The 20,527-nt window shown below is 65.6% G+C and carries 18 protein-coding genes and 1 tRNA gene; 12 read left to right on the forward strand and 7 right to left on the reverse strand.

Annotation, left to right across the window (positions count from 1 at the left end):
* The first annotated feature begins 48 nt into the window (after positions 1-48).
* The 3 genes from CKO40_RS06840 to mltB all read left to right on the forward strand — a co-directional run bounded on the left by CKO40_RS06840 (position 49) and on the right by mltB (position 3,125).
* The gene (locus CKO40_RS06840) at positions 49-537 is read left to right on the forward strand and encodes a hypothetical protein (RefSeq protein WP_200345451.1); all 489 of its coding nucleotides are present in this window, start codon (positions 49-51) and stop codon (positions 535-537) included.
* 980 nt (positions 538-1,517) lie between these two features.
* Positions 1,518-1,904 (forward strand): RidA family protein, encoded by a 387-nt coding sequence (locus CKO40_RS06845; protein ID WP_200345452.1) that lies wholly within the window; start codon positions 1,518-1,520, stop codon positions 1,902-1,904.
* A 174-nt stretch (positions 1,905-2,078) separates the two neighbouring features.
* Entirely contained in the window at positions 2,079-3,125 is a 1,047-nt protein-coding gene (mltB, locus tag CKO40_RS06850; protein ID WP_338074133.1) for a lytic murein transglycosylase B, read from the forward strand.
* Between the two features lie 143 nt (positions 3,126-3,268).
* On the opposite strand, the gene CKO40_RS06855 is transcribed toward mltB, so the two are convergent.
* A complete protein-coding gene (locus CKO40_RS06855) occupies positions 3,269-3,724 on the reverse strand; it encodes a secondary thiamine-phosphate synthase enzyme YjbQ (RefSeq protein WP_200345454.1) in 456 nt (151 codons plus the stop codon).
* A 41-nt stretch (positions 3,725-3,765) separates the two neighbouring features.
* On the opposite strand from CKO40_RS06855, the gene recG reads away from it, so the two are divergent.
* The 3 genes from recG (at position 3,766) to CKO40_RS06870 (ending at position 7,996) form a co-directional block, all read left to right on the forward strand.
* Complete coding sequence (recG, locus tag CKO40_RS06860; RefSeq protein ID WP_200345455.1) at positions 3,766-5,877, forward strand: ATP-dependent DNA helicase RecG; 2,112 nt, start codon at positions 3,766-3,768, stop codon at positions 5,875-5,877.
* A gap of 446 nt (positions 5,878-6,323) precedes the next feature.
* Positions 6,324-7,271, forward strand: coding sequence for a 4-hydroxybenzoate octaprenyltransferase (gene ubiA, locus CKO40_RS06865; protein WP_200345456.1), 948 nt, complete (start codon positions 6,324-6,326; stop codon positions 7,269-7,271).
* Between the two features lie 29 nt (positions 7,272-7,300).
* Complete coding sequence (locus tag CKO40_RS06870) at positions 7,301-7,996, forward strand: thiol:disulfide interchange protein DsbA/DsbL (protein WP_200345457.1); 696 nt, start codon at positions 7,301-7,303, stop codon at positions 7,994-7,996.
* 57 nt (positions 7,997-8,053) lie between these two features.
* Here CKO40_RS06870 and CKO40_RS06875 read toward each other — a convergent pair whose 3' ends face one another.
* From CKO40_RS06875 to hemA, 5 genes are all read right to left on the reverse strand, one after another.
* Positions 8,054-8,590 (reverse strand): hypothetical protein, encoded by a 537-nt coding sequence (locus tag CKO40_RS06875; RefSeq protein WP_200345458.1) that lies wholly within the window; start codon positions 8,588-8,590, stop codon positions 8,054-8,056.
* A 66-nt stretch (positions 8,591-8,656) separates the two neighbouring features.
* On the reverse strand, positions 8,657-9,067 hold the full coding sequence (locus tag CKO40_RS06880) for a hypothetical protein (RefSeq protein WP_200345459.1): 411 nt from the start codon (positions 9,065-9,067) through the stop codon (positions 8,657-8,659).
* Between the two features lie 313 nt (positions 9,068-9,380).
* On the reverse strand, positions 9,381-10,271 hold the full coding sequence (prmC, locus tag CKO40_RS06885; protein ID WP_338074134.1) for a peptide chain release factor N(5)-glutamine methyltransferase: 891 nt from the start codon (positions 10,269-10,271) through the stop codon (positions 9,381-9,383).
* Between the two features lie 28 nt (positions 10,272-10,299).
* Complete coding sequence (gene prfA, locus CKO40_RS06890; protein WP_200345460.1) at positions 10,300-11,379, reverse strand: peptide chain release factor 1; 1,080 nt, start codon at positions 11,377-11,379, stop codon at positions 10,300-10,302.
* Positions 11,379-12,653: a glutamyl-tRNA reductase gene (gene hemA / locus CKO40_RS06895; RefSeq protein ID WP_200345461.1), complete on the reverse strand. Its 1,275-nt coding sequence runs from the start codon at positions 12,651-12,653 to the stop codon at positions 11,379-11,381. The genes prfA and hemA overlap by 1 nt, the downstream gene beginning before the upstream one ends.
* Positions 12,654-12,821: 168 nt before the next feature.
* On the opposite strand from hemA, the gene CKO40_RS06900 reads away from it, so the two are divergent.
* The 6 genes from CKO40_RS06900 to pth all read left to right on the forward strand — a co-directional run bounded on the left by CKO40_RS06900 (position 12,822) and on the right by pth (position 18,393).
* Positions 12,822-14,585, forward strand: coding sequence for a tetratricopeptide repeat protein (locus tag CKO40_RS06900; protein ID WP_200345462.1), 1,764 nt, complete (start codon positions 12,822-12,824; stop codon positions 14,583-14,585).
* Positions 14,586-14,590: 5 nt separating this feature from the next.
* Positions 14,591-15,481 carry a 4-(cytidine 5'-diphospho)-2-C-methyl-D-erythritol kinase gene (gene ispE, locus CKO40_RS06905; RefSeq protein WP_338074135.1) on the forward strand — a complete coding sequence of 297 codons (891 nt, stop codon included), beginning with the start codon at positions 14,591-14,593 and terminating at the stop codon, positions 15,479-15,481.
* Positions 15,482-15,561: 80 nt separating this feature from the next.
* Positions 15,562-15,636: transfer RNA gene (locus CKO40_RS06910), tRNA-Gln, on the forward strand.
* Positions 15,637-15,733: 97 nt separating this feature from the next.
* Entirely contained in the window at positions 15,734-16,672 is a 939-nt protein-coding gene (locus tag CKO40_RS06915) for a ribose-phosphate diphosphokinase (protein WP_200345463.1), read from the forward strand.
* Positions 16,673-17,082: 410 nt separating this feature from the next.
* Positions 17,083-17,724, forward strand: coding sequence for a 50S ribosomal protein L25/general stress protein Ctc (locus CKO40_RS06920; RefSeq protein ID WP_200345464.1), 642 nt, complete (start codon positions 17,083-17,085; stop codon positions 17,722-17,724).
* Positions 17,725-17,793: 69 nt separating this feature from the next.
* Positions 17,794-18,393 (forward strand): aminoacyl-tRNA hydrolase, encoded by a 600-nt coding sequence (pth, locus tag CKO40_RS06925; protein WP_200345465.1) that lies wholly within the window; start codon positions 17,794-17,796, stop codon positions 18,391-18,393.
* A 208-nt stretch (positions 18,394-18,601) separates the two neighbouring features.
* On the opposite strand, the gene CKO40_RS06930 is transcribed toward pth, so the two are convergent.
* On the reverse strand, positions 18,602-20,101 hold the full coding sequence (locus CKO40_RS06930; protein ID WP_420827365.1) for an OmpP1/FadL family transporter: 1,500 nt from the start codon (positions 20,099-20,101) through the stop codon (positions 18,602-18,604).
* Between the last annotated feature and the right edge of the window lie 426 nt (positions 20,102-20,527).

A 20,527-nucleotide genomic window follows, 5' to 3' on the forward strand; every position in this document is an offset into this window, starting at 1 on the left:
CGCCGTCGATCCCTCTCTGTCATCCCGATTTCAGGCTCCGTTACTCCGATGTCACGCCCAAGCCACAACGCGCTCGATGCCTCGGCCCCGACCGATCCGTTCCTGCGCGCCTTTCGCGGCAGCTTCACCTCGGCGCTGCGTTGGAGCGATCTGGATGCGCTCTGGCAGCGGCTGCGCATCGATGCCAAGGCCGGTTGGTATCTCTATGCGATCGGCGAGCCACCGCCGGAAGTGCCCGCCGACGCGGCGACGGTCGAGCGCTTCATCGACGAGATCGATGCGCTGCTGCGCCGCGAGCACGATGAGCGCCTGTGCGGGATCGTCTATGCGGACGACCTACGGGTGCCGAGTCTGGTCAAGATCTACGATCCGAACAACCTCGGTGTAGTCTGTGGCTCGAGCAGCAATCCGCCGCTGCCGGGCTGGGTGATGAGCAAATTGCCGCCGGTCGATCTGCCGGCGACCCAACTGGTGCCCAAGGGTCGCCGGCGCTGGTGGCAGCGGTTGTTCGCTGGGGCTGGGGCAGAGGCGTCCTAGTGCATCGCATTAGCAATACCGAGACCCTTTTCCTGTCACCTGATCCTGCCACCTGATCCTGCCACCTGATCCTGCCACCTGATCCTGCCACCTGATCCTGCCACCTGGGCTCTCGGCGCTGTAGGAACCCGCTTGCGGGCGACCAGGCCGCGCGCGCGGCGGCGAAGATCGCCCGCAAGCGGGCTCCTACCCCATGACCAGTGCGGGCAGCGATAATCCTCTCGAAACGGCAGATGAACGGCTGTCAGGATGCGTTCCACGTGCCTGCTCGCAAACAGGCCAGCAAGGCACAACGAGGCGGGACATCATGCGACCCCAATGCGTTGTATCGCCATTCCGCCTGATCGTCGGACAGAAAGCGCCGGAACAGTCAGCGCCGACGGGCTCAGCCTGTCCGGAAAACAAGGCGAGCGACTATGACGCAGCGGGGCGTTCGCTGGGGGGGGGCGGAGCGACCTACGAGGGGCCCCATCCTGGGCCTGCGCGGCCTGCTCCGGGCGTGCGCTGGGGGCGGAGCGCCCTGCATCAGCATTTGCGGGCAAGCGCTCGGAGGCGCGTCCGACCGCAAAGGAGCAAGGAGCCCCGCAGAACGGGGCGAGTCATGGGACGGCGAAGGTGAAAGCGGGATCAGTCAACGAACAGGCGCGTTTCGCTATACTCGCCACGCGTGAGGCGGCGAGCCTCGATCCTCTTTGGGCGTGCAGTATGATCCGGCGCATTTCCATTGACGCAGTGGCCAAGGCGGCTGCGATCGACGGGCCTCGTGGCTGTCCATTTTCTACTTCCCGATGATCGTCCAACAGTGCCCCTCAAATCGGGAAGACGTTGATGGACAGTTTCCTAGTGCGCAGAACATCGATGAAGTCGAGTCGCCCGAGGCGTTACCCGGGTGCTCCCAAGGCGCTTCCAGGGCGCTTCCAAGGCGCTCTCAGGGCGCTTCTAAGGCGCTTCCAGGGCGATCCACGGCGGAGGTATTCGAAATGACCAAACAGATCATCCACACCGACCGCGCGCCGGCGGCGATCGGTCCCTATTCGCAGGCGGTTCGGGTCGGCGAGACCGTCTATCTCTCCGGGCAGATCCCGCTGCAGCCCGAGACCGGTGAGCTGGTCGCCGGTGACATCCAGGCCCAGACCCGGCGCGTGTTCGCGAACCTGGCCGCGGTGGCCGAGGCCGCCGGCGGCAGCCTGGCCGATGTCGCGAAGCTGAATATCTTCCTGACCGACCTTTCGCACTTCCCGCTCGTCAACGAGGTGATGGCCGAGACCTTCGCCGAGCCCTATCCGGCGCGCGCGGCGATCGGGGTTGCGGCGCTGCCGAAGGGGGCCGCGGTCGAGATGGATGCGGTGATGGTGCTGACCGATTAGCCGGGGGAAGAACCAATGCGTCAGCCGCTCGTTCTGTCTGTTCTCGTTCTGTCCATTTTCGCTGCCTTCGGGCTGGCTGGCTGTGGCTCCAGTCCCGCTAAGAGCGCCGGGCCCCCTTCCGATCTCAGTCCGGGCGCCGGCAACGCGGCCGAGCTCGAGCGGAGCGCCGAGCCGGTGACTAGCAGCTTCCGAGCCACGAGTCGAGCTAGCGATGTCGGTGCCTATCCTGCTCGCTTGACCACGGGCGATTATGCAGGCCGCCCTGATGTCGAGCGCTTTATCGCGCAGATGGAGGATAAGGGCCTGGATCGGCGCGAGCTGGTGCGGGTGTTCTCCCGGGTCGAGCGCGATCCCTGGATCATCGAGTACATGGACCGGCAGTGGCGGCCGGCCTCGGGACCGACTGGGGCCTGGACCCGCTATCGGGGCCGCCACATCACCGCATCGATGTTGCACAAGGGCGATGCGTTCTGGGCCCGGCATGCGCAAACACTCGACCGCGCGGCCCGCAAGTATGGGGTTCCGCCCGAGTATATCGTCGCGATCATCGGCATCGAGACGCGCTGGGGCGGCTACATGGGCGAGCATCGGATCATCGATGCCCTCTCGACCCTGGCCTTCGATTACCCGCGTCGCGCCGAATATTTCCAGGACGAGCTCGAGCATTATCTGCTCATGGCCGACGATCAGGGCTTCGATCCGCTGCAGCCGGTCGGCTCCTTCGCCGGCGCGATGGGCCTCGGCCAGTTCATGCCGTCGAGCTGGCACGACTATGCGATCGATTTCGATGGCGACGGGCGCCGCGACCTTTGGGACGCCGAAGACGCGATCGGCAGCGTCGCGCATTACTTCAAGGCGCATGGCTGGCAGCCGGGCGCGGCCGTCGTCGCGCGGGCCAGCGGCGGCTATGGGCTGCCTTGGTCGACCGATACCGGCTTCAAGACCGATTACTCGATCGCCAAGATCAGGCAGAAGGGCCTGCGCCCGGCCGTGGCCCTGCCGGACGACCGGCGGGTGAGCCTACTGCGGCTCGATGCGGCCGGCGGGCCCGAGTACTGGCTCGGGTTCGAGAACTTCTACGTGATTACCCGTTACAACCGCAGCACCTACTACGCGATGACGGTGCATCAGCTCGCGCAGACGCTGCGCGCGCGCCGGGGACTCGGCGAGCCGACCTTGCGGGTGACCTCGCAGCCAAGGCCCGATGCACCGGCGGGTTGACCTGCGTTTCATTCTCGGAGCTGGCGGGCTGCCCGATCGTTCGACTGTGGCCCTGAATGATCTTGGAAGCGCTAACAGAATGGCCCCTTGGCTACTCAGATCAGAAGCTTGCGCCAGTCAGGCGGACGTTTTGATCGGGTCTCTTAGGCGATGCCCTGGATGGTCAGGGTCACGCGGCGCCGATGCGCATCGGTGCGATGCTCGTAGAGGAAGATCCCTTGCCAGGTTCCCAGCAGGCATTGGCCGCCACTGACCGGCAGCGTCAGGTCCATCTTGGTCAAGATGGCGCGGACATGCGCCGGCATATCGTCTGGCCCCTCGTCGGTGTGGTCGAACAGCCTATCGCCGTCCGGAACCAACCGGGCGAGGAAGGCCTCGAGATCACGCCGCACGGTCGGGTCGGCGTTCTCGCACAGGATCAGCGACGCGCTGGTGTGCTGGACGAAGCAATGGCAGGTCCCGATGCGCACGCCAGACGCCTGCACCAGCTCCCGCACCTGGTTGGTGATGTTGTAGGTCCCGCGACCGCGGGTCTCGAGGGTCAAGGTCTGTTGGTCGCAGCGGTAACTGGAATCGGGGTGAGTCCGGGTTCGGGGCATCGGGTGGTCCTGTGCCGGGGTTGACGCGGGAGCGGCCGCCGATGGCCGCCTCGAGCATCGCCGCATTGGATCAGACCTCGGTCGAGCAGCTCAAGGGCGTCGGTCCACGCCTGGCCGAGCGCCTGCAGCGGCTCGGTGTCCTGACCGTTCAGGATCTCTTGTTCCATCTGCCGCTGCGGTATCAGGATCGGACGCGCTTGCGGCCGCTCGATACCCTGGTCGCGGGCGAGGAGGTGCTGGTCGAGGGGTGGATCAGCGATGCACGGATCGCTCAGGGTCGGCGTCGTTCGCTCAAGGTCCGACTCGAGGACGGCCGCGGCGCGCTCCTGCTGCGCTTCTTCCATTTCGCCCGCGCCCAGGTCGAGGCGATGCAGCCGGGTCGGCCTCTGCGCTGCTTCGGCGAGGTGCGCCAGGGGCCGCAGATGCTCGAGATCGTGCATCCGGAGCTGCTGGCGGCCGAGACCGATGAGGCCGCGGGTTCGGGTCACTCGACCCTGACGCCGATCTATCCAGCGACCGAGGGCCTGCAGCAGGCGAGCCTGCGCACGCTGACCGAACAGGCATTGGAGCGGCTGCAGCGCGATCCGGCAGCCTTGGTCGACTGGGTGCCGGACGCGCTGACCGCGCCTTTGCGGCTGCCGGCATTGGCCGATGCGCTGTTGCTGCTGCATCGCCCCCCAGCCGATGCAGGCCCGGAGCTGGTCCAAGCGCTACTCGAGCGGACGCATCCTGCGTTCCTGCGGCTGGCGTTCGATGAGATGGTTGCCCATCAGCTGGCATTGCGCCGGCTGCGTCGCGCACGGCGCGATCAGCGCGCCCCGGTGTTGATGGGTGATGACGCCTGGCGTGGGCGCCTGCGCGCCGCGCTGCCGTTCGCGCTCACGGGGGCGCAAGAGCGGGTCATCGCCGAGATCGCTGCCGACCTGCGGCAGCCGCATCCGATGACACGGCTGCTGCTCGGCGACGTCGGCTCCGGCAAGACCATCGTCGCCGCGATGGCGATCCTGCAGGCGGTCGAGGCCGGCTTCCAGGTCGCGTTCATGGCGCCGACCGAGCTGCTCGGCGAGCAGCATCGCCAAAGCCTGTGCGGCTGGCTCGAGCCGCTGGGGATCGAGCTGGCCTGGCTCGCGGGCCGGCATGCCGGCGCCGAGCGCACGGCGATCCTCGAGCGGATCGGCTCGGGCGCGGCGCGGGTCGTGGTCGGCACCCATGCGCTGTTCCAGGCCGAGGTCCGGTTTGCCGAGCTCGGGCTCGCGATCATCGACGAGCAGCATCGGTTCGGCGTGCATCAACGCCTGCAGTTGCGCGACAAAGGTGACCGGAGCGGGCGCCTGCCGCATCAGCTGATCATGACCGCAACACCAATCCCACGCTCGCTCGCGATGTCGATCTACGGTGATCTGGACCTCTCCGAGCTCGACGAGCTGCCGCCTGGGCGGCAGCCGGTCAAGACGGTGGCCTTGCCCGATAGTCGTCGTGACGAGGTGATCGAGCGCGTGCAGGCGAGCTGTATCGGCGGCCGGCAGGCCTATTGGGTCTGCACCCTGGTCGAGGAGTCTGAGGCATTGCAGGCGCAGGCGGCCGAGGCGACGGCGGCTGATCTCCAGGCGCGTCTGCCCGATCTGCGGATCGGGCTGGTCCACGGGCGCTTGAAGGCGCAGGAGCGGGTGCCGGTGATGGCGGCGTTCAAGGCCGGTGAGCTCGACCTGCTGGTGGCGACGACGGTGATCGAGGTTGGCGTCGATGTGCCGAAAGCGAGCCTGATGATCATCGAGAATCCGGAGCGGCTCGGGCTCGCGCAGCTGCACCAGCTGCGCGGACGGGTCGGCCGCGGCGCCGAAGAAAGCGCGTGCGTGCTGCTCTATCAGGCGCCGTTGACGCGCGCGGCGCGCGAGCGGCTCGATATCCTCCGGCGCGAGTCGAGCGGGTTCCGCATCGCCGAGGCAGACCTACGGATGCGTGGGGCCGGCGAGGTGTTGGGGACGCGCCAGGCCGGAAGCATCCAGTTCCGGCTCGCCGATCCGATGCGCGACAGTGCGCTCGCGCAGGCGGCGCGCCGAAGCGCTGACGAGCTGCTCGCGCGTTGGCCTGAGAACGTCGAGCCGTTGGTCCGGCGCTGGCTCGGGCAGCGGGACGATTATGGTCAGGTCTGAATCTCGACAGGGCGCAACGGGCGCTTTGGATCGGGTGTGGCCGCTGTGCTATCAGACAGTCGTCCAGGACCGGGCTCCTCAAACCCCGCGCGCGATGAGCGCTGGAACAGGGTGACACCCTCGGTGCGAGAATCTGCGGGCTGTCTTATCCAGTGGTGGGGCAGAATGGCTGCCGCCGCGGACGGTTGGCGCCTGCGCCGGTGTCCCCGACCCGCTGCCGTCAGATGATGAGCCGGCGGGGAGGCCTGGTATGGCCATTGCGCCTGATCGCCGGAAAGGAGGCGCCGGAACAGTCAGCACCGATGGGCTCAGCCTGCCCGGAGACCGGGGCGGGTGACGATACAAGCCCCTGTGCGATAATCGCCGCCGCGCTGCGCGGCCCTTACGCAGGGTGCGCGATCTGAACCCTTTCTGGACCTGAGACAGCACGACCCTAGAATATCGGCATGAGCTCTCATGAGACCAAGATCGGCGGTCGGGGCGACCTTGGTGTCGCCGTGACCGCGCGGCCCGCGTCCTGGCGCGAGCGCCTGGATGCCTACTATCGCCTGGTGCGGTTGAACCGACCGATCGGCATCTTCCTGCTGATGTGGCCGGCGCTCTGGGCGCTCTGGCTCGCCGGCGATGGGCATCCGCCCTGGCAGATCGCTCTGATCTTCGTTTCAGGGGTGGTGCTGATGCGCTCGGCCGGCTGCGCGATCAACGACTTCGCGGACCGCAAGCTCGACGGGCATGTGGCGCGCACCAACACCCGCCCGCTCGCGCAAGGGGTGATCGCGCCGATCGAGGCGGTCGCCGTGTTCTTGATCCTGTCGCTGGTCTCGTTCGGCCTCGTGCTGCTGTTGAACTGGCAGACCGTCGCGATGTCGGTGGTTGCGGTGACGCTGGCGATGATCTACCCGTTCATGAAGCGCTTCACCCATGTGCCGCAGATGTTCCTCGGCATGGCGTTCGGCTGGGCGGTGCCGATGGCCTTCATGGCGATCCAGGAGTCGATCCCGTTCTACGCCTGGGTGCTGTTCCTGAGTGCGGTGGTCTGGGCGCTGATCTACGACACCGAGTATGCGATGGTCGATCGCGAGGACGATCTCAAGATCGGGATCAAGTCGACGGCGATCCTGTTTGGGCGTTATGACCGGCTGATCGTCGCACTGCTGCAGCTGTTGATGCTCGCGCTGATGGTCTGGGTCGGTCTCGCGGCAGGCCGTGGCCTGGCCTACTTCGTTGGACTCGCGGTCGCGGCGGGCCTCTCCGGCTATCAGCAATGGCTGATCCGAGACCGCGAGCCAGCGCGCTGCTTCATCGCCTTTCTCAACAACAACTACTTCGGTATGGCAGTCTTCATCGGCCTGGTTATCGATTACCTGCTCGAGCCTACCGCCACTGCCGTCTGAGCGAAACGCTATCCCCGGGGAGGGAACAAATGCTTGCGCTGACCGCTGATCATCAAGTGACGCCGCGTTGGGGCGGTGGCTGGGGAGTTCGCCTTGTGGCCTGGCTCGGGATCGTTGTCTTGCTGGGAGTCTCGATGGGGGCGCTCGGTGCCGCATTCGATGAGGGTATCGAGTACAAGGTGGTGCCGGAGCCCAAGCGGCTCGAGGAGGGGGCGGATGTCGAGGTGCTCGAGCTGTTCTGGTACGGCTGTCCGCACTGCTATCGGCTGGAGCCGGCAATCGAAGAATGGCTCGAGACCAAGCCCGAGGGCGTGGTCTTTCGACGCCTGCCGGCAGCGGCATCCAGCCGCTGGATCCCGCATGCGAAGGCCTTCTTCGCGGCCGAGCAGCTCGGTGAGCTCGACCAGCTGCACGAGCCGCTGTTCAAGGCGCTCCATGAGGAGCGGCGCAGGCTGTTCACCGACGAGCAGCTGATCGCCTTCGCCGCCGAGCAGGGCATCGATGAGGACGCCTTTCGTGACGCCTATCAGTCGTTCCCGGTCGATATGCAGGTGCGTGAATCGGCCGAGCTGGTGCGACGGTACCGGCTCTCGGGTGTGCCGGCGATCGTGGTCAATGGGAAGTACATCACCGGCGTGACCGAGGCTGGCGGCCGGGATCAGCTCTTTGAGGTGATCGGCTTTCTCGTGGCGAAGGAAAAGGATTCAGGCGCCGACAGCGATTGACCGCTCCGCACTCCGCAGGGTGGCTGCGCAGGGTGTGAGCGCTCAGACCGTGAGCGCTCAGACCGCTGCTTCAGGCGCTGCGGGCTCATCGATCAGCTTGGCGTCTGGATTCGGGTAGCGCTCGACCACCCAGGCTGGCAGCTTCGCCTGGTTGGCGTTGTAGAGCGCATCGGACTCGACGATGATCAGCACCAGCACGGTCACCATCACCGGCAGGATGCCGACACCGGCAACCAGCGCGATCGCGGCCTCTTTCATCATCCCGCCATAGACGTGGCCAATCCATGCCAACAGGGTGGCGCCGAGCAATAGCGACAGCATGCCGATAAAGATGCGGCTACGGCGGGCGCAGACCTGCCAATGACACATCACATACCAGGGGTCACGGCCGACCGCTCGGTGCGCGCGCCAGAGTGTAAAGCTGAGGATCGAGAACGAGATCGCCGGGATCACCGCCATCACCCAAGGGAAGGTTCCGGCGATGCCCCCGGCGGCGACCGCCATCAGGATGTGATTGCCGATCAGGTTGGTCAGGAAGATCTCGTGCGGGATATTGGCCTTCTTGATCTCGCGGGGGCTGATGTCGAAGCGCATGGCGGACTCGGTCTGTTCCGGGTGGATTCCCGGATCATATAAGACCAGCCTAATATTGTCATTCGGTTACAGGTAGCGCCGCCAATGCTCTGGTCGAGGGTCGCGGCAGCCGTGCTCGAGGTTCTCCCAGCGTCTCGCGAAGACCAGCTTGGTGCTGTTGCGGTCGCTGGGGGCATAGCCATGGTTATCGCGGTAGGTGCTCTCGGTGTAGTAGTAGAGCGAGCGCTTCAACCGATACAGCATTGCACCATCTAGGTGGAGACCGAGTTCGATCAAGGCGTTGTCGATCTCTTCGAGGCAGGTCTTGTGCAGGTCGTAGGTCAGCTGCAGCACGATCGGCGACAGTGGCCGCGTCTCGAGCACACCATCGACATCGGCTAGGAAATTGGCCGCGGTGCGGGCGTCGTTGCGTTCCGGGTGCAGATCACGGAAATTGATCTGCCGCTGCTTGATGCGATCTGGGTCGGGCGTTTCCATAGGCAGAGTATGCTTAACGGGATGGAGTCTGATCAAGCTATCCGGACGATTGAATGCGCGAATCGCTGAATGCTGTGGGTGGAGCGATGGTGTTCCCTCAGGTTGGCAAGTATGCGCCCTTGCCGACGATGGCACTGCATCAATGCTTTTGGCACGAGATCGTTCCGGACGATGAACCCCGCTTGATCCGCGACAACCTAAAAGGCCTACAAAACGGCCGTTTGACTCGCGTAAGCTCCTGATTGAACGGCCACAGGCGCCAGTCTGTTAGGGCTTCTCAGTGAGGCGCGGCTTTGGCCATTATCGTCGGCGATTATCCTCCTGGAGCGCGGCCGCTCGTCACGCGCTCATGGCCGGCGAGATCGCGGACAGTCGTGATCTCGGTCAGCTTGTGCTCGGACAGCAGGGCGCGTACCGCGTTCGCCTGGTCCCAGCCATGCTCCAGCGCCAGTAGGCCGCCTGGGCGAAGACAGCGCAGCGCATCAGCGAGGATCATACGAATTGCGGCGAGGCCATCCGTCCCGGCAGCGAGCGCCGAGCGCGGTTCGAAGCGCAGGTCGCCCTGGGACAGGTGTGGATCATGCTGAGGCACGTAAGGCGGGTTGGCCAGGATGGCGTCCAGTCCCGAGGGCGCGAACGCGGCCGACCAGTCGCCGCGGATGAGTGCGAGATTGGACAGGCCGAGATGCGCCTTGTTATCGGCTGCGATGGCCAGCGCTGCGTCGGATAGCTCGACCCCGAGCAGCATCCAATGCCGACGTTCGTGCGCCAGCGCGACGGCGATCGCGCCGCTGCCGGTGCCGAGGTCGGCGATCCATAGCGGGGAGCGCTCTGGCAGTGCGGCCAGGGCATGCTCGACGAGGGTCTCGGTTTCGGGACGCGGGATCAGCGTCGCCGGGCCCACTCGGAGCTCCAGGCTCCAGAACTCGCGCAGGCCCAGCAGATGGGCGACCGGCTCGCCCTGCAGCCGTCGTGAAACCAGCTGTTCCAACTGGACCTGCTGTGCGCTGCTCAGCGGCTGCTCGGACCACGCGATCAACCGCGCCCGATCGAGCCCAGTGACGGCGCCGACCACCAGGTCGGCCTCGAGTGGGGCGCTTGTATAGCCTGCTTCGGCGAGCTGTGCGGCGGCCGCGCGCCGCGCATCGGCGAGGGTGATCCCCCCGCTTCTGGTCGTGCCGGGTGTCCGCGGGGGCGAGGGCACAAGCGCGTGCTCCAGTCGACCCTCGGACTCAGCCGCTGGTCAGCTCGGCGAGCTGATCCGCTTGGTGCTCTTGCTGCAACGGCTCGATGACCTGGTCGAGCTGGCCCATCATGACCTCGTCGAGCTTGTAGAGCGTCAGATTGACGCGATGGTCGGTCAGCCGGTTCTGCGGGAAGTTATAGGTTCGGATACGCTCGGAGCGGTCGCCGCTGCCGACCTGCAGCCGACGTGAGGCGCTCTGCTCGGCGGTCTGCTTCTCGGTCGCGGCCGAGAGCAGCTTGGCCTGCAACAGCGCCAGGGCCTTGGCGCGGTTCTTGTGCTGTGAACGCTCATCCTGGCACTCGACGACGATACCGGTCGGCAGGTGGGTCAGGCGCACGGCCGAGTCGGTCTTGTTCACGTGCTGGCCGCCGGCACCGGACGCGCGATAGGTGTCGACGCGCAGCTCATTGGTGTCGACGCTGATCTCGTCGACGCTGTCGACCTCCGGCAGCACGGCAACGGTGCAGGCCGAGGTGTGGATACGGCCTTGTGATTCGGTTTCGGGCACGCGCTGGACCCGGTGGGCGCCGGCCTCGAACTTGAGCTGGCGATAGACATCGTTGCCGCTGACACGGACGACGACCTCCTTGAAGCCGCCCATCTCGCCCTCGCTGGCGCTGATGACCTCTTGGTGCCAACCCTGCAGCTCCGCATAGCGCAGATACATCCGCAGCAGGTCGCCTGCGAACAGCGCGGCCTCGGCGCCGCCGGTGCCGGCGCGGATCTCGAGGTAGATGTTACGGTGGTCGTTGGGGTCGGCAGGGATCAGCAGCCGTTTGAGCTCGGGCTCGAGTGCCTCGCGCTGTTGCTCGGCCGCACTGAGCTCCTCGCGCGCCAGCTCGGCCATCTCCTGGTCGGCGAGCATCTCTTGGGCCGCCGCCGTCGCATCCTCGAGCGCGAGATAGCGCTCCCAGCACTGGACGACTGGCTCGAGCTGCGCATACTCGCGCCCGAGGTCCCGAAACAGGTTCTGGTCAGCCTGGGTCTCCGGCTCCGCCAACAGGGCGGTGATCTCGGCAAAGCGCTCGCTGAGACGGTCGAGCTTGCCCCGGATCGATGGATTCATCAGGTGCCGCTATCTTGCCCCTGTGTGAGCTGGAACAGCTCATTGGCTGCTTCGAGCAGCTCGGATTGGCCCTCGCGTCCTGCCTGGCGCAGCCGGACGCTCGGCTCGTGCAGCAGCTTGTTGGTCAGCAGGTGGGCGAGGTGGCGCATCACCTCGTCGGCGGGCTTGCCGGCGGCGAGCTGCCGCGCTGCTCGGGAAACGGCCTCGTCCCGGATGCACTCGGCTCGGGCGCGATAGTCCTGAATCAGCGAGACCGCATCCAACGAGCGGACCCAGGCCATGAACTCCTCGGTATGGAGGTCGATGATCTCCATCGCCTGCTCGGCCGCATGATTGCGCGAGCGCATCCCCTCTTCGACCACCCCTTGTAGGTCGTCAACGGTGTAGAGGTAGACATCGCGCAACTGCCCGACCTCGGGCTCGATGTCGCGCGGAACGGCGATGTCGACCATGAACATCGGCCGGTGCCGGCGCTGTTTCAGTGCGCGCTCGACGGTGCCCTTGCCGAGCACTGGCAGCGGGCTTGCCGTCGAGGAGACGATGATATCGGCCTCCGGCAGGTGGCTGGCCATCTCGGTGAGCGAGATCGCATAACCGTCGAACTGCACCGCCAGGCGGTGGGCGCGCTCGACGGTGCGGTTGGCGACGATGATGCGGCCGATGCCATGCTGATGGAGATGGCGCGCGGCCAGCTCCACGGTCTCGCCGGCACCGATCAGCAGCGCGGTCTGCTTCGTGAGGTCGCTGAAGATCTGCCTTGCCAGGCTGACCGCCGCGAAGGCGACCGAGACCGGGCTGCTGCCGATCGCGGTGTCGGTGCGGACCTGCTTCGCCACGGCGAAGGTGCTCTGGAACATCCGGCCCAGCAAACGCCCACTGCCGCCGCTCTCGCAGGCCGTCTTGAAGGCCGACTTGACCTGACCCAGGATCTGTGGCTCGCCGAGCACCATCGAGTCGAGGCCACAGGCGACCTTGAACAGATGGGTCACCGCGCCGCGGTCCTTGTGGATATAGAGGTGCTGGGCGAAGAGCTGCGGCTCGATCCCGTGGAAGGTGCCGAGCCAGTTGCGCACCGGTGTCTCGATGTCACTGGCGTCGGCAGCGCAATAGATCTCGGTTCGGTTGCAGGTCGAGAGGATGATGGCCTCGTCGACCGGCGTCTGGTCGCGCAGCGTGCGCATGGCGGCGACGATGACGTCAGGGCCGAAGGTCAGGCGCTCGCGGATGTCGACCGGCGCCGTCTTGTGGTTCAGTCCGATTACGATCAGTGGCATGGCGGAATCGTGGCGTGGCTTGTTGTCGGCGATTCGTCCCGAGCGCAGGCATCTGCAATCGGCTCGGGGGCGCGAAGGGTCGCTTTCCGCGATTGGAACTGGATGAGTATACTGCGATCGAACGAACTCATCGGCTGATCGCGATCAACCATCTGTTTACGCCATTTTATGCCTAATCGAATCCTGTTTCGCCTCTCGGTCATCCTAATCCTCTTGTTGACCGCGAGTGCTGCCCAGTCTGCTCAGCGGGCCACCGAGCGGTCGGCTGCAGCGGCGACGCCCGAGTCGTCCGACGCCGCGACGGCGGCCAAGCCCTCGGCGGCTCCGCCCTCTGAATTGAGTGCTGAGCTCGTCTATGCGACCCTGGCTGCAGAGGTGGCGCTGCAGCGCGAGGCCTACGGCGCAGCCTTCGACCATTTTCTGCGTGCAGCTCGGCTGGCGCAGGATTCGGGGCTGGCCGAGCGCGCGGTACGGGCTGCCCTGCGCGCGGGTGATTCCGCCGCAGCCCGGCAGGCGCTGGAGCTCTGGATCGCGCTCGATCCGGATTCGTCGAAGGCCCATCAGCTCGCGGCGTTCCTGGCACTCGAGGCCGATCAGCGCACGGCGGCGATCGGCTCGCTGTTGCGCGTGATCGACTTGGCCGACTCTCCGAAGCAGGGTTATCTCCAGGCCGCCCAGATCCTCGGGCGTCTGCCGATGCCCGCTCAACGCCTGGCGGTGATGCGCGAGCTGGTCACAGCCGCCGGCGCAGAGGATCAGCCTGACGCGCAGTTCGCTCTGGCTACCCTCGCTGCGGCGGCGGGCCAGGTCGAACGGGCCACTGAGCTGGCGGAACGGGCGGCGGCCCTGCGCCCGGGTTGGACCGATCCGCAGGTCTTCTTGGTGCGTTTACTCGTCACCCAGGATCGCGGCGACGAGGCGCGGGCCGCGCTCGAGCGCTACATCGGCGAGGCCCAGGATACGCGCGAGCTGAAACTGCTCAAGGCTCAGCTGCAGATGGATGCAGGGGAGTCCGAACAGGCCTTGACGACCTTCGAGGAATTACTCGAGGACAATCCTCAGCGACCGGACATCCTGTTCGCCGCTGCGGTGCTGGCGCTCGAGATCGAGGATCTGGAGGCCGCGCGCGGCTACCTGGAGACACTACAGGGGATGGGGAAGCGGCCGGATGACGTCGCTTTCCTGCTCGGCCAGGTCGAGGAGTCGGCCGGTAACAATGAGGCCGCGCTGGCGCTCTACGAGCAGGTTGGCGGCCAGAATCGGGTCAGTGCCCAGGTCCGGATCGCCAATCTGTATGCGGAGGCGGGTGCAGTCGAGCGCGCCCGCGAGGTCTTACAGCAGCTGCGTGACCAGCACCCGGACCAGGTCTCGACGCTGTACCTGATCGAAGGGGAGTTGCTACGCGAGCAGGGGCTCGAGCAGCAGGCGTTCGATGTCTACAGTTCGGCCTTGTCGAAGTACCCGGATAATGCGGACCTGCTCTACGCGCGGGCGATGATGGCGGTCGGGATGGACAAGGTCTCGCTGCTGGAGCAGGACCTGCGCCGCATCCTGGTCGACAACCCTGACCATGTTGATGCGCTCAATGCGCTGGGCTACACACTGGCCGACCGCACTGACCGCTTTGATGCAGCGCTGGCCCTGATCGAAAGGGCGCTGCAATTGCGTCCCGACGATCCGGCAATCCTCGATAGCATGGGCTGGGTGCTCTATCGGAAAGGCCGGCTCGAGGCGGCCGAGGAGTATCTGCGGCGCGCGCTGGAGCAGGGCTTCGATGCCGAGATTGCCGCCCATCTTGGCGAGGTGCTCTGGTCGATGGGCCGACGCGACGAGGCGCGCGAGGTCTGGGGGCATGCATTGAATGAGGACCCCGAGCACGAGTACCTGCAACAGGTGCTGAGTCGGTTCCGTTTCTCGCAGACCGAGAACTGAACAGGGTGTCGCGCGTACCGCTGACACCACAGCCCGATGCGGACGGGGCCTGGCTTGCCCCGGCGAAGCTGAACCTGATGCTGCGGGTGCTTGGTCGTCGCGCCGACGGCTATCACCGGCTGCAGACCGTCTTCCAGTTCGTCGACCGCTGTGATCGGCTCTACTTCGAGCTGCGTGAGGATGGACGGATCGAACGGGTCCAGGGGCCGGATGCGATCCCGCCTGAGCAGGACCTCGTTGTTCGGGCTGCGCTTGCGCTCAAAGCGGCGTCTGGGACTCATCTCGGCGCAACGATCCGGGTCGATAAGCAGCTTCCGATGGGGGGCGGCCTCGGTGGCGGCAGCTCCGATGCGGCGACGACGCTGCAGGCACTGAACGCGGTCTGGCGAACCGCCCTGTCGGCGGACCGTCTTGCTGAGATCGGTCTCGGACTCGGCGCCGATGTGCCGGTGTTCGTCCGCGGCGAGGCAGCTTGGGCCGAAGGTGTCGGCGAAGCGCTGTCACCGGTCGTGTTACCTCAGCCCTGGTATCTGGTGCTTGCGCCGCCTGTTCATGTCTCGACTGCAGCGGTCTTCAACGATCCGGAATTGACAAGGGACTCGCCATCAATCACACTAGGCGACTTTCTGCGCGGTGATGCAGGGAATGACTGCCTGGCCCCGGTGCTAGCACGCTATCCGCTCGTCAAAGAGGCCTACGACTGGCTGAACGGGCGGGCGCAGGCGAGACTGACTGGAACCGGCGCCTGCCTGTTCGCAGCCTTCTCGACGTTGCGTGAGGCAGAGGCTGGACTTGCCGGAGTGCCGGCTGAGATCCCAGCCTTTGTCGCCAAGGGCTGCAACCGGTCTCCGCTCTTCGGCCTGGAGCCGCCCGATGTGTCACCTACAGAGGCTTAAGCAATTGACATGCACTGATTTGGCCAAGCCAATTCGATCGATCGTGTAGTCCACCTGGTTAGTCCATCTGGTTAGTCCACTGGGGCGTCGCCAAGCGGTAAGGCACTGGGTTTTGATCCCAGCATTCCCAGGTTCGAATCCTGGCGCCCCAGCCATTCAAGCCCATGGCCATCCAACCCGACCCGAACCCAGCAACGCGTGGCCAAGACGGTGCCGCTTGAGACCAAAGGACAATCCGTTCAGGCCAGCGCCATGATGGTGTTCACGGGGAACGCCAACCCGGCGCTCGCCAGTGAGATCGTTGCCCATCTCGGGCTGCCGCTGGGTAAGGCCGTCGTCGGTCAGTTCAGCGACGGCGAGGTGATGACCGAGATCCAAGAGAACGTGCGCGGGCGCGATATCTTCATCGTCCAGCCGACCTGCGCGCCGACCAACGACAACCTGCTCGAGCTGCTGGTGATGATCGACGCGCTGCGCTGGGCCTCGGCGAAGCGCATCACTGCCGTGATCCCCTATTTCGGCTATGCGCGCCAGGATCGGCGGCCGCGCTCGGCGCGGGTCCCGATCACGGCCCGCCTGGTCGCGAAGATGATCGGCTCCGCCGGTGCCGACCGGGTGCTGACCGTCGATCTGCATGCCGATCAGATCCAGGGCTTCTTCGATATCCCGGTCGACAACGTCTATGCGTCGCCGATCCTGCTCGGTGATATCTGGCGCCAGAAACAGCCGAAGCTGATGGTGGTCTCGCCGGACGTCGGCGGTGTGGTGCGTGCGCGGGCGTTGGCAAAGCGGCTCGACGACGCGGATCTGGCGATCATCGACAAACGCCGTCCGCGTGCGAACGAGGCCAAGGTCATGAACATCATCGGCGACGTCCGCGGTCGCTCTTGCGTGCTGGTCGATGATCTGGTCGACACCGCCGGAACGCTCTGTCAGGCCGCGGCCGCGCTGAAAGAGAACGGGGCGGCGCGGGTGCAGGCGTATTGCACCCATCCGGTCCTCTCCGGACCCGCTGTCGAGAATATCTCGGCCTCAGCGCTGGACGAGCTGGTGGTCACCAATACGATCCCGTTGCGGCAAGAGGCGGCGGATTGCCCGAAGATCAGGCAGCTCGGGATCGGAGAGCTGCTCGCCGAGACGATGCGCAGGGTCTCGAACGAAGAATCGGTCAGCTCCCTATTCGTCGACTGACCGGCCTGCCTGCCGGTGTGTCCGCGTCGTTGCCTTCCATAGACGTTGCCTGGCGCAGGTCGGCGCTGGCGAACGGATCGATGGGCCGCGTTGTGGACGAGGCGCCGATGCTCGGCGCTAACGCTCATAGCACAGTGCTGCTGCGGATGCCTTCGAAATCGGGACCCTGGAGTGCCGCGCGGGCACTTTGGTTGGGGGCAGTCGATCATGAGCGATGAATTCGGAAACGCAGGCTGGCGGCTTGTGTTTCCCCCTAAGGGCTGTCCGGAGATCTGGAGCCCGAGGTCGAGCAGGCCTGATCATCGAGGCCTCGGCCTCGCCGAGTTGGATTCCAGACAGCCTTCTTGCTGGCGCCGGTATCTGGTCGCGGATGCCGACGCCCTATTGTCATTCAATCCGGAGACTCAGCCATGAGTGAAGTTTACGAGGTCCCGGCGCAGCCGCGGAGCGACACGGGGAAGGGTGCGAGCCGCCGCCTGCGTCGCCGAGGGCTGGTGCCAGGTATCGTCTATGGCGGCAACAGCGAGCCCGAGATGATCTCGGTGCCGCACAACGAGCTCGAGCGTCAGCTCGAATACGAGGCCTTCTACTCGAGCCTGCTGGACCTGAAGCTCGACGACAAGACCACCAAGGTGGTGCTGAAGGACCTTCAGCGCCACCCGGCCAAGCCGTTTCTGCTGCACGTCGATTTTCTGCGCGTGAGCCGCGGCGATAAGCTGCGCTTGACGATCCCGATCCACTTCGTCAACGAGGAGACCTGCCCGGGCGTCAAGATGGGCGGCAAGGTCTCGCACAACGTGACCGAGATCGAGGTGTCCTGTCTGCCCGGCGATCTGCCCGAGTACCTGACTGTCGATATGTCGCAGATGGATATGGGAGACGTCGTTCATGTCTCGGAGCTGCAACTGCCCGAGAAGGTCGAGCTGACCCACTCGCTCGATCCGGAGACACCTGTCGTCAGCATCTACTCGCCGCAGGCTGAGAGTTCGACCAGTGAGGAAGGCGCTGGTGATGAGGCCGACGATACCGCCCCCGAGGGTGGCGCCGGCTGACGGCGCGAGTCGCTAGGCGAGCTGGGCGCGGAGAGCCCATTGATCTCCGCGCCCGGCGCAGAGCAAGCGATGTCCGAACAGGGTATTCAGCTGATCGTCGGCCTCGGTAACCCGGGTGCCCAGTATGCTGGCACCCGGCACAATGCCGGTTATTGGCTAGTCGACCGGATCGCCGAGCGGGCGGGCGTCGAACTCAGGCCCGACGCGAAGTTCCACGGTCTGCTCGGGCGTCTCGTCCAGCCTGATGGGTGGGACCTGCGGCTGCTCAAGCCCACGACCTTCATGAACCACAGCGGGCGTGCGCTGGCTGCCGTCTGTCGGTACTTCGAGATCGAGCCGGAGCATGTGCTTGTTGCTTACGATGAGCTCGATCTCCCGGTTGGCGGCGTCAAGCTCAAGCTTGGCGGTGGCCATGCCGGTCACAACGGCTTGCGCGACAGCATTGCCGCCCTCGGAAGCCGGGATTTCTGGCGCGTGCGCATTGGTATCGGCCATCCTGGCAGTAAGGAGCAGGTGGTTGGGTATGTGCTGAGCCGTCCGTCACGCGCCGATGCCGATGCGATCATTGATGCGATCGACGATACCGAGGCCTGCCTGCCGGATCTGTTGCGCGGTGATTATCAGCGGGTGATGAATCGGCTGCATGCCCGCCCGTCTGATCCAGATTAGCTGGCTGTGCGTGCAAGCCGCTCTCATGGGCTCGCGTGCTGGGACGGCGGCCAACTGCCTAGCAATCCTTGCGCGCTTCGCGGGCGTTTGACGCGGAGGCTGGCCGTTCCCTGTACTGACGGGATATTCCCTATCGCGCATCAGCAACTCGAACGACGGGCCGCCCTTGTGGGCCGCCCGCCGCTGATGCTTCGAGCAGCGTAGCGGGTCAGTAGAGCCAGGCGAAATTCATACCCAGCTCGTATTGATGCATTTTGATCTCGGGGGCCTGGCTGCCGGTGAAGGCGCCGGGGCCTGAGACCGAGTGCTCGGGCGCATACATGCCCCAGAAGGTCAGCTCAAAATTGTCCCGGACCCTGTAGCTTGCGCCGAGCGTGAAGTGATCCTCGATCGTGGCCGGTGCCAGGGCGTTGAAGGCGACCTGGCTGCCGTCGATCGGGTTGTTGGCGTGGCTGTAGCCGGCACGCAGCGTCAGGGCGTCGTTCAGCGCGTACTGTACACCGAGCTTGAGCACCGTCATGTCGTCCCAACCGAAGCCGGCACCTTTCGAACCGCCGAGGCAATAGCGCGAATCATAGGTCGATCCAGGGGCGCTGGGCTGACCAAAGGCCGCGTTGAGGTCGCACTTCGTCGCGAGGTCGTTGTCGTTCGCGATCGCCGGGATATCGCTATACCAGATGTGCTGGACATCCAGCGCGAAGGCGAGGCGATCGTTGGGACGCACTGCGATGCCGATGTTGCCGACCGCCGGGATATCGAAATCCCCGCCCTCGGCAAACAGGTCCGAGTAGTCGTCGAATTTCCCCATGTACATCTTGGTCCGATACGAGGCGCCGACCGAGAGCATCGGGTTCACCTCCCAGAGACCGCCGATCTGGAAACCGTAGCCCCAGGCTGAGTCCTTGCCGTTATCGCTCAGGTTGGCCGGCGAGACCGCGCTCATCGTCCGGCTCGCGAGCATGCTCTGGGTGAAGGTCTGGGTGAACCCCTGGAAGGCGCCGACGCCCTTGACCTCGATGGTCTGGTAGCCGAGCAACGCGGCGACTCCGAGGCTGAGCCCGTCGACGACCTCGCGTGAATAGGCGAGCGAGAGGCCGAGCTGCTCGAGGTTGACGCCGGCGTTGCCGCCGCCCTGCGCGCTTGTGCCCGGGATCTGCGTCCCGGCGCGCGGGTCGGGGGGCAGGTAGGCCGGCGGGTTGGCCAACCGGTTGTTTCCTCCGTAGGTGCCGAATTCCAGGAAGGTATCGCTGCTGCGGTAGTCGGTATTCATGCCGCCGTTGCCGAACAGCGCGATACCAATGGCGCTGCGGTCGTCAAGCGGGTGCGCATAGCCGAAGTTCGGGATCAGGAAGTCATCATTCTTGCTGCTGACTGTCCCGGTGCCGGTCGCGCCGCTGCCGATCGGCGCGAACGCGCCCTGCTCGCAGCCGGTCTCGCAGAAGGCATCCGAAGGCCGCAGTCCATCGTACTCGCGGCGTGGGCTGAACCAGGCTAATCCGACATCGGCGCGGCGCCCGACCTGGTTGATACCGGCCGGGTTGGCGACGAGCGCGAGGGTGTCCTGGGGCATCGCGGTGGCGCCCGCTCCGGCCATGCCCTTTGCGGCAGGCGAGTAGGCATGTGACATGTATCCGTTCGTGGCGTGAGCCGCGGGCAGCGCAGCGCTGCAGGCCAATGCCAGTGCAGCGACTCGAAACTGATTACGCACGATCGTTGAACTCCTCCTGGTTGGGACTGACGGCTGATCACCGCGGCAATTGCCACCATCCGGTATTGTTGCGACGCTGAAACAGCCTGCTACAAACTGTATGCTTTTTGCATACTCTCGCTTTTTTGTTGCGGATTGTCAATTTTTTGCGATCAGTCTTGTGTCGGCCCTGCTTGCGGGGTTGTCGTGCGAGAGAGGCCATGCGCCGCCGGAGCCTCCCTTCTCCGCGCTGTGCTCGAGACGGCTGCGCGCTTCGCAAATAGTGGAGCCGGCAGTGAGGGCGATTCGTTCACTGCAGTCGAGTGCGCAATGCGGGCGCCGCTGCCCTGGCGCAGGGGTGTGCCAATGCAGGCGGCAACGGCTGGTTCGCTAGAGGACGTCGCCCTCGTGAGGGGCCGGGGCAGGTTGGCGGCAGGCTATGGGGTT

Origin of the sequence: Halochromatium glycolicum (assembly GCF_016584085.1) — a bacterium.
In the GTDB taxonomy this organism is placed as follows: domain Bacteria; phylum Pseudomonadota; class Gammaproteobacteria; order Chromatiales; family Chromatiaceae; genus Lamprobacter; species Lamprobacter glycolicus.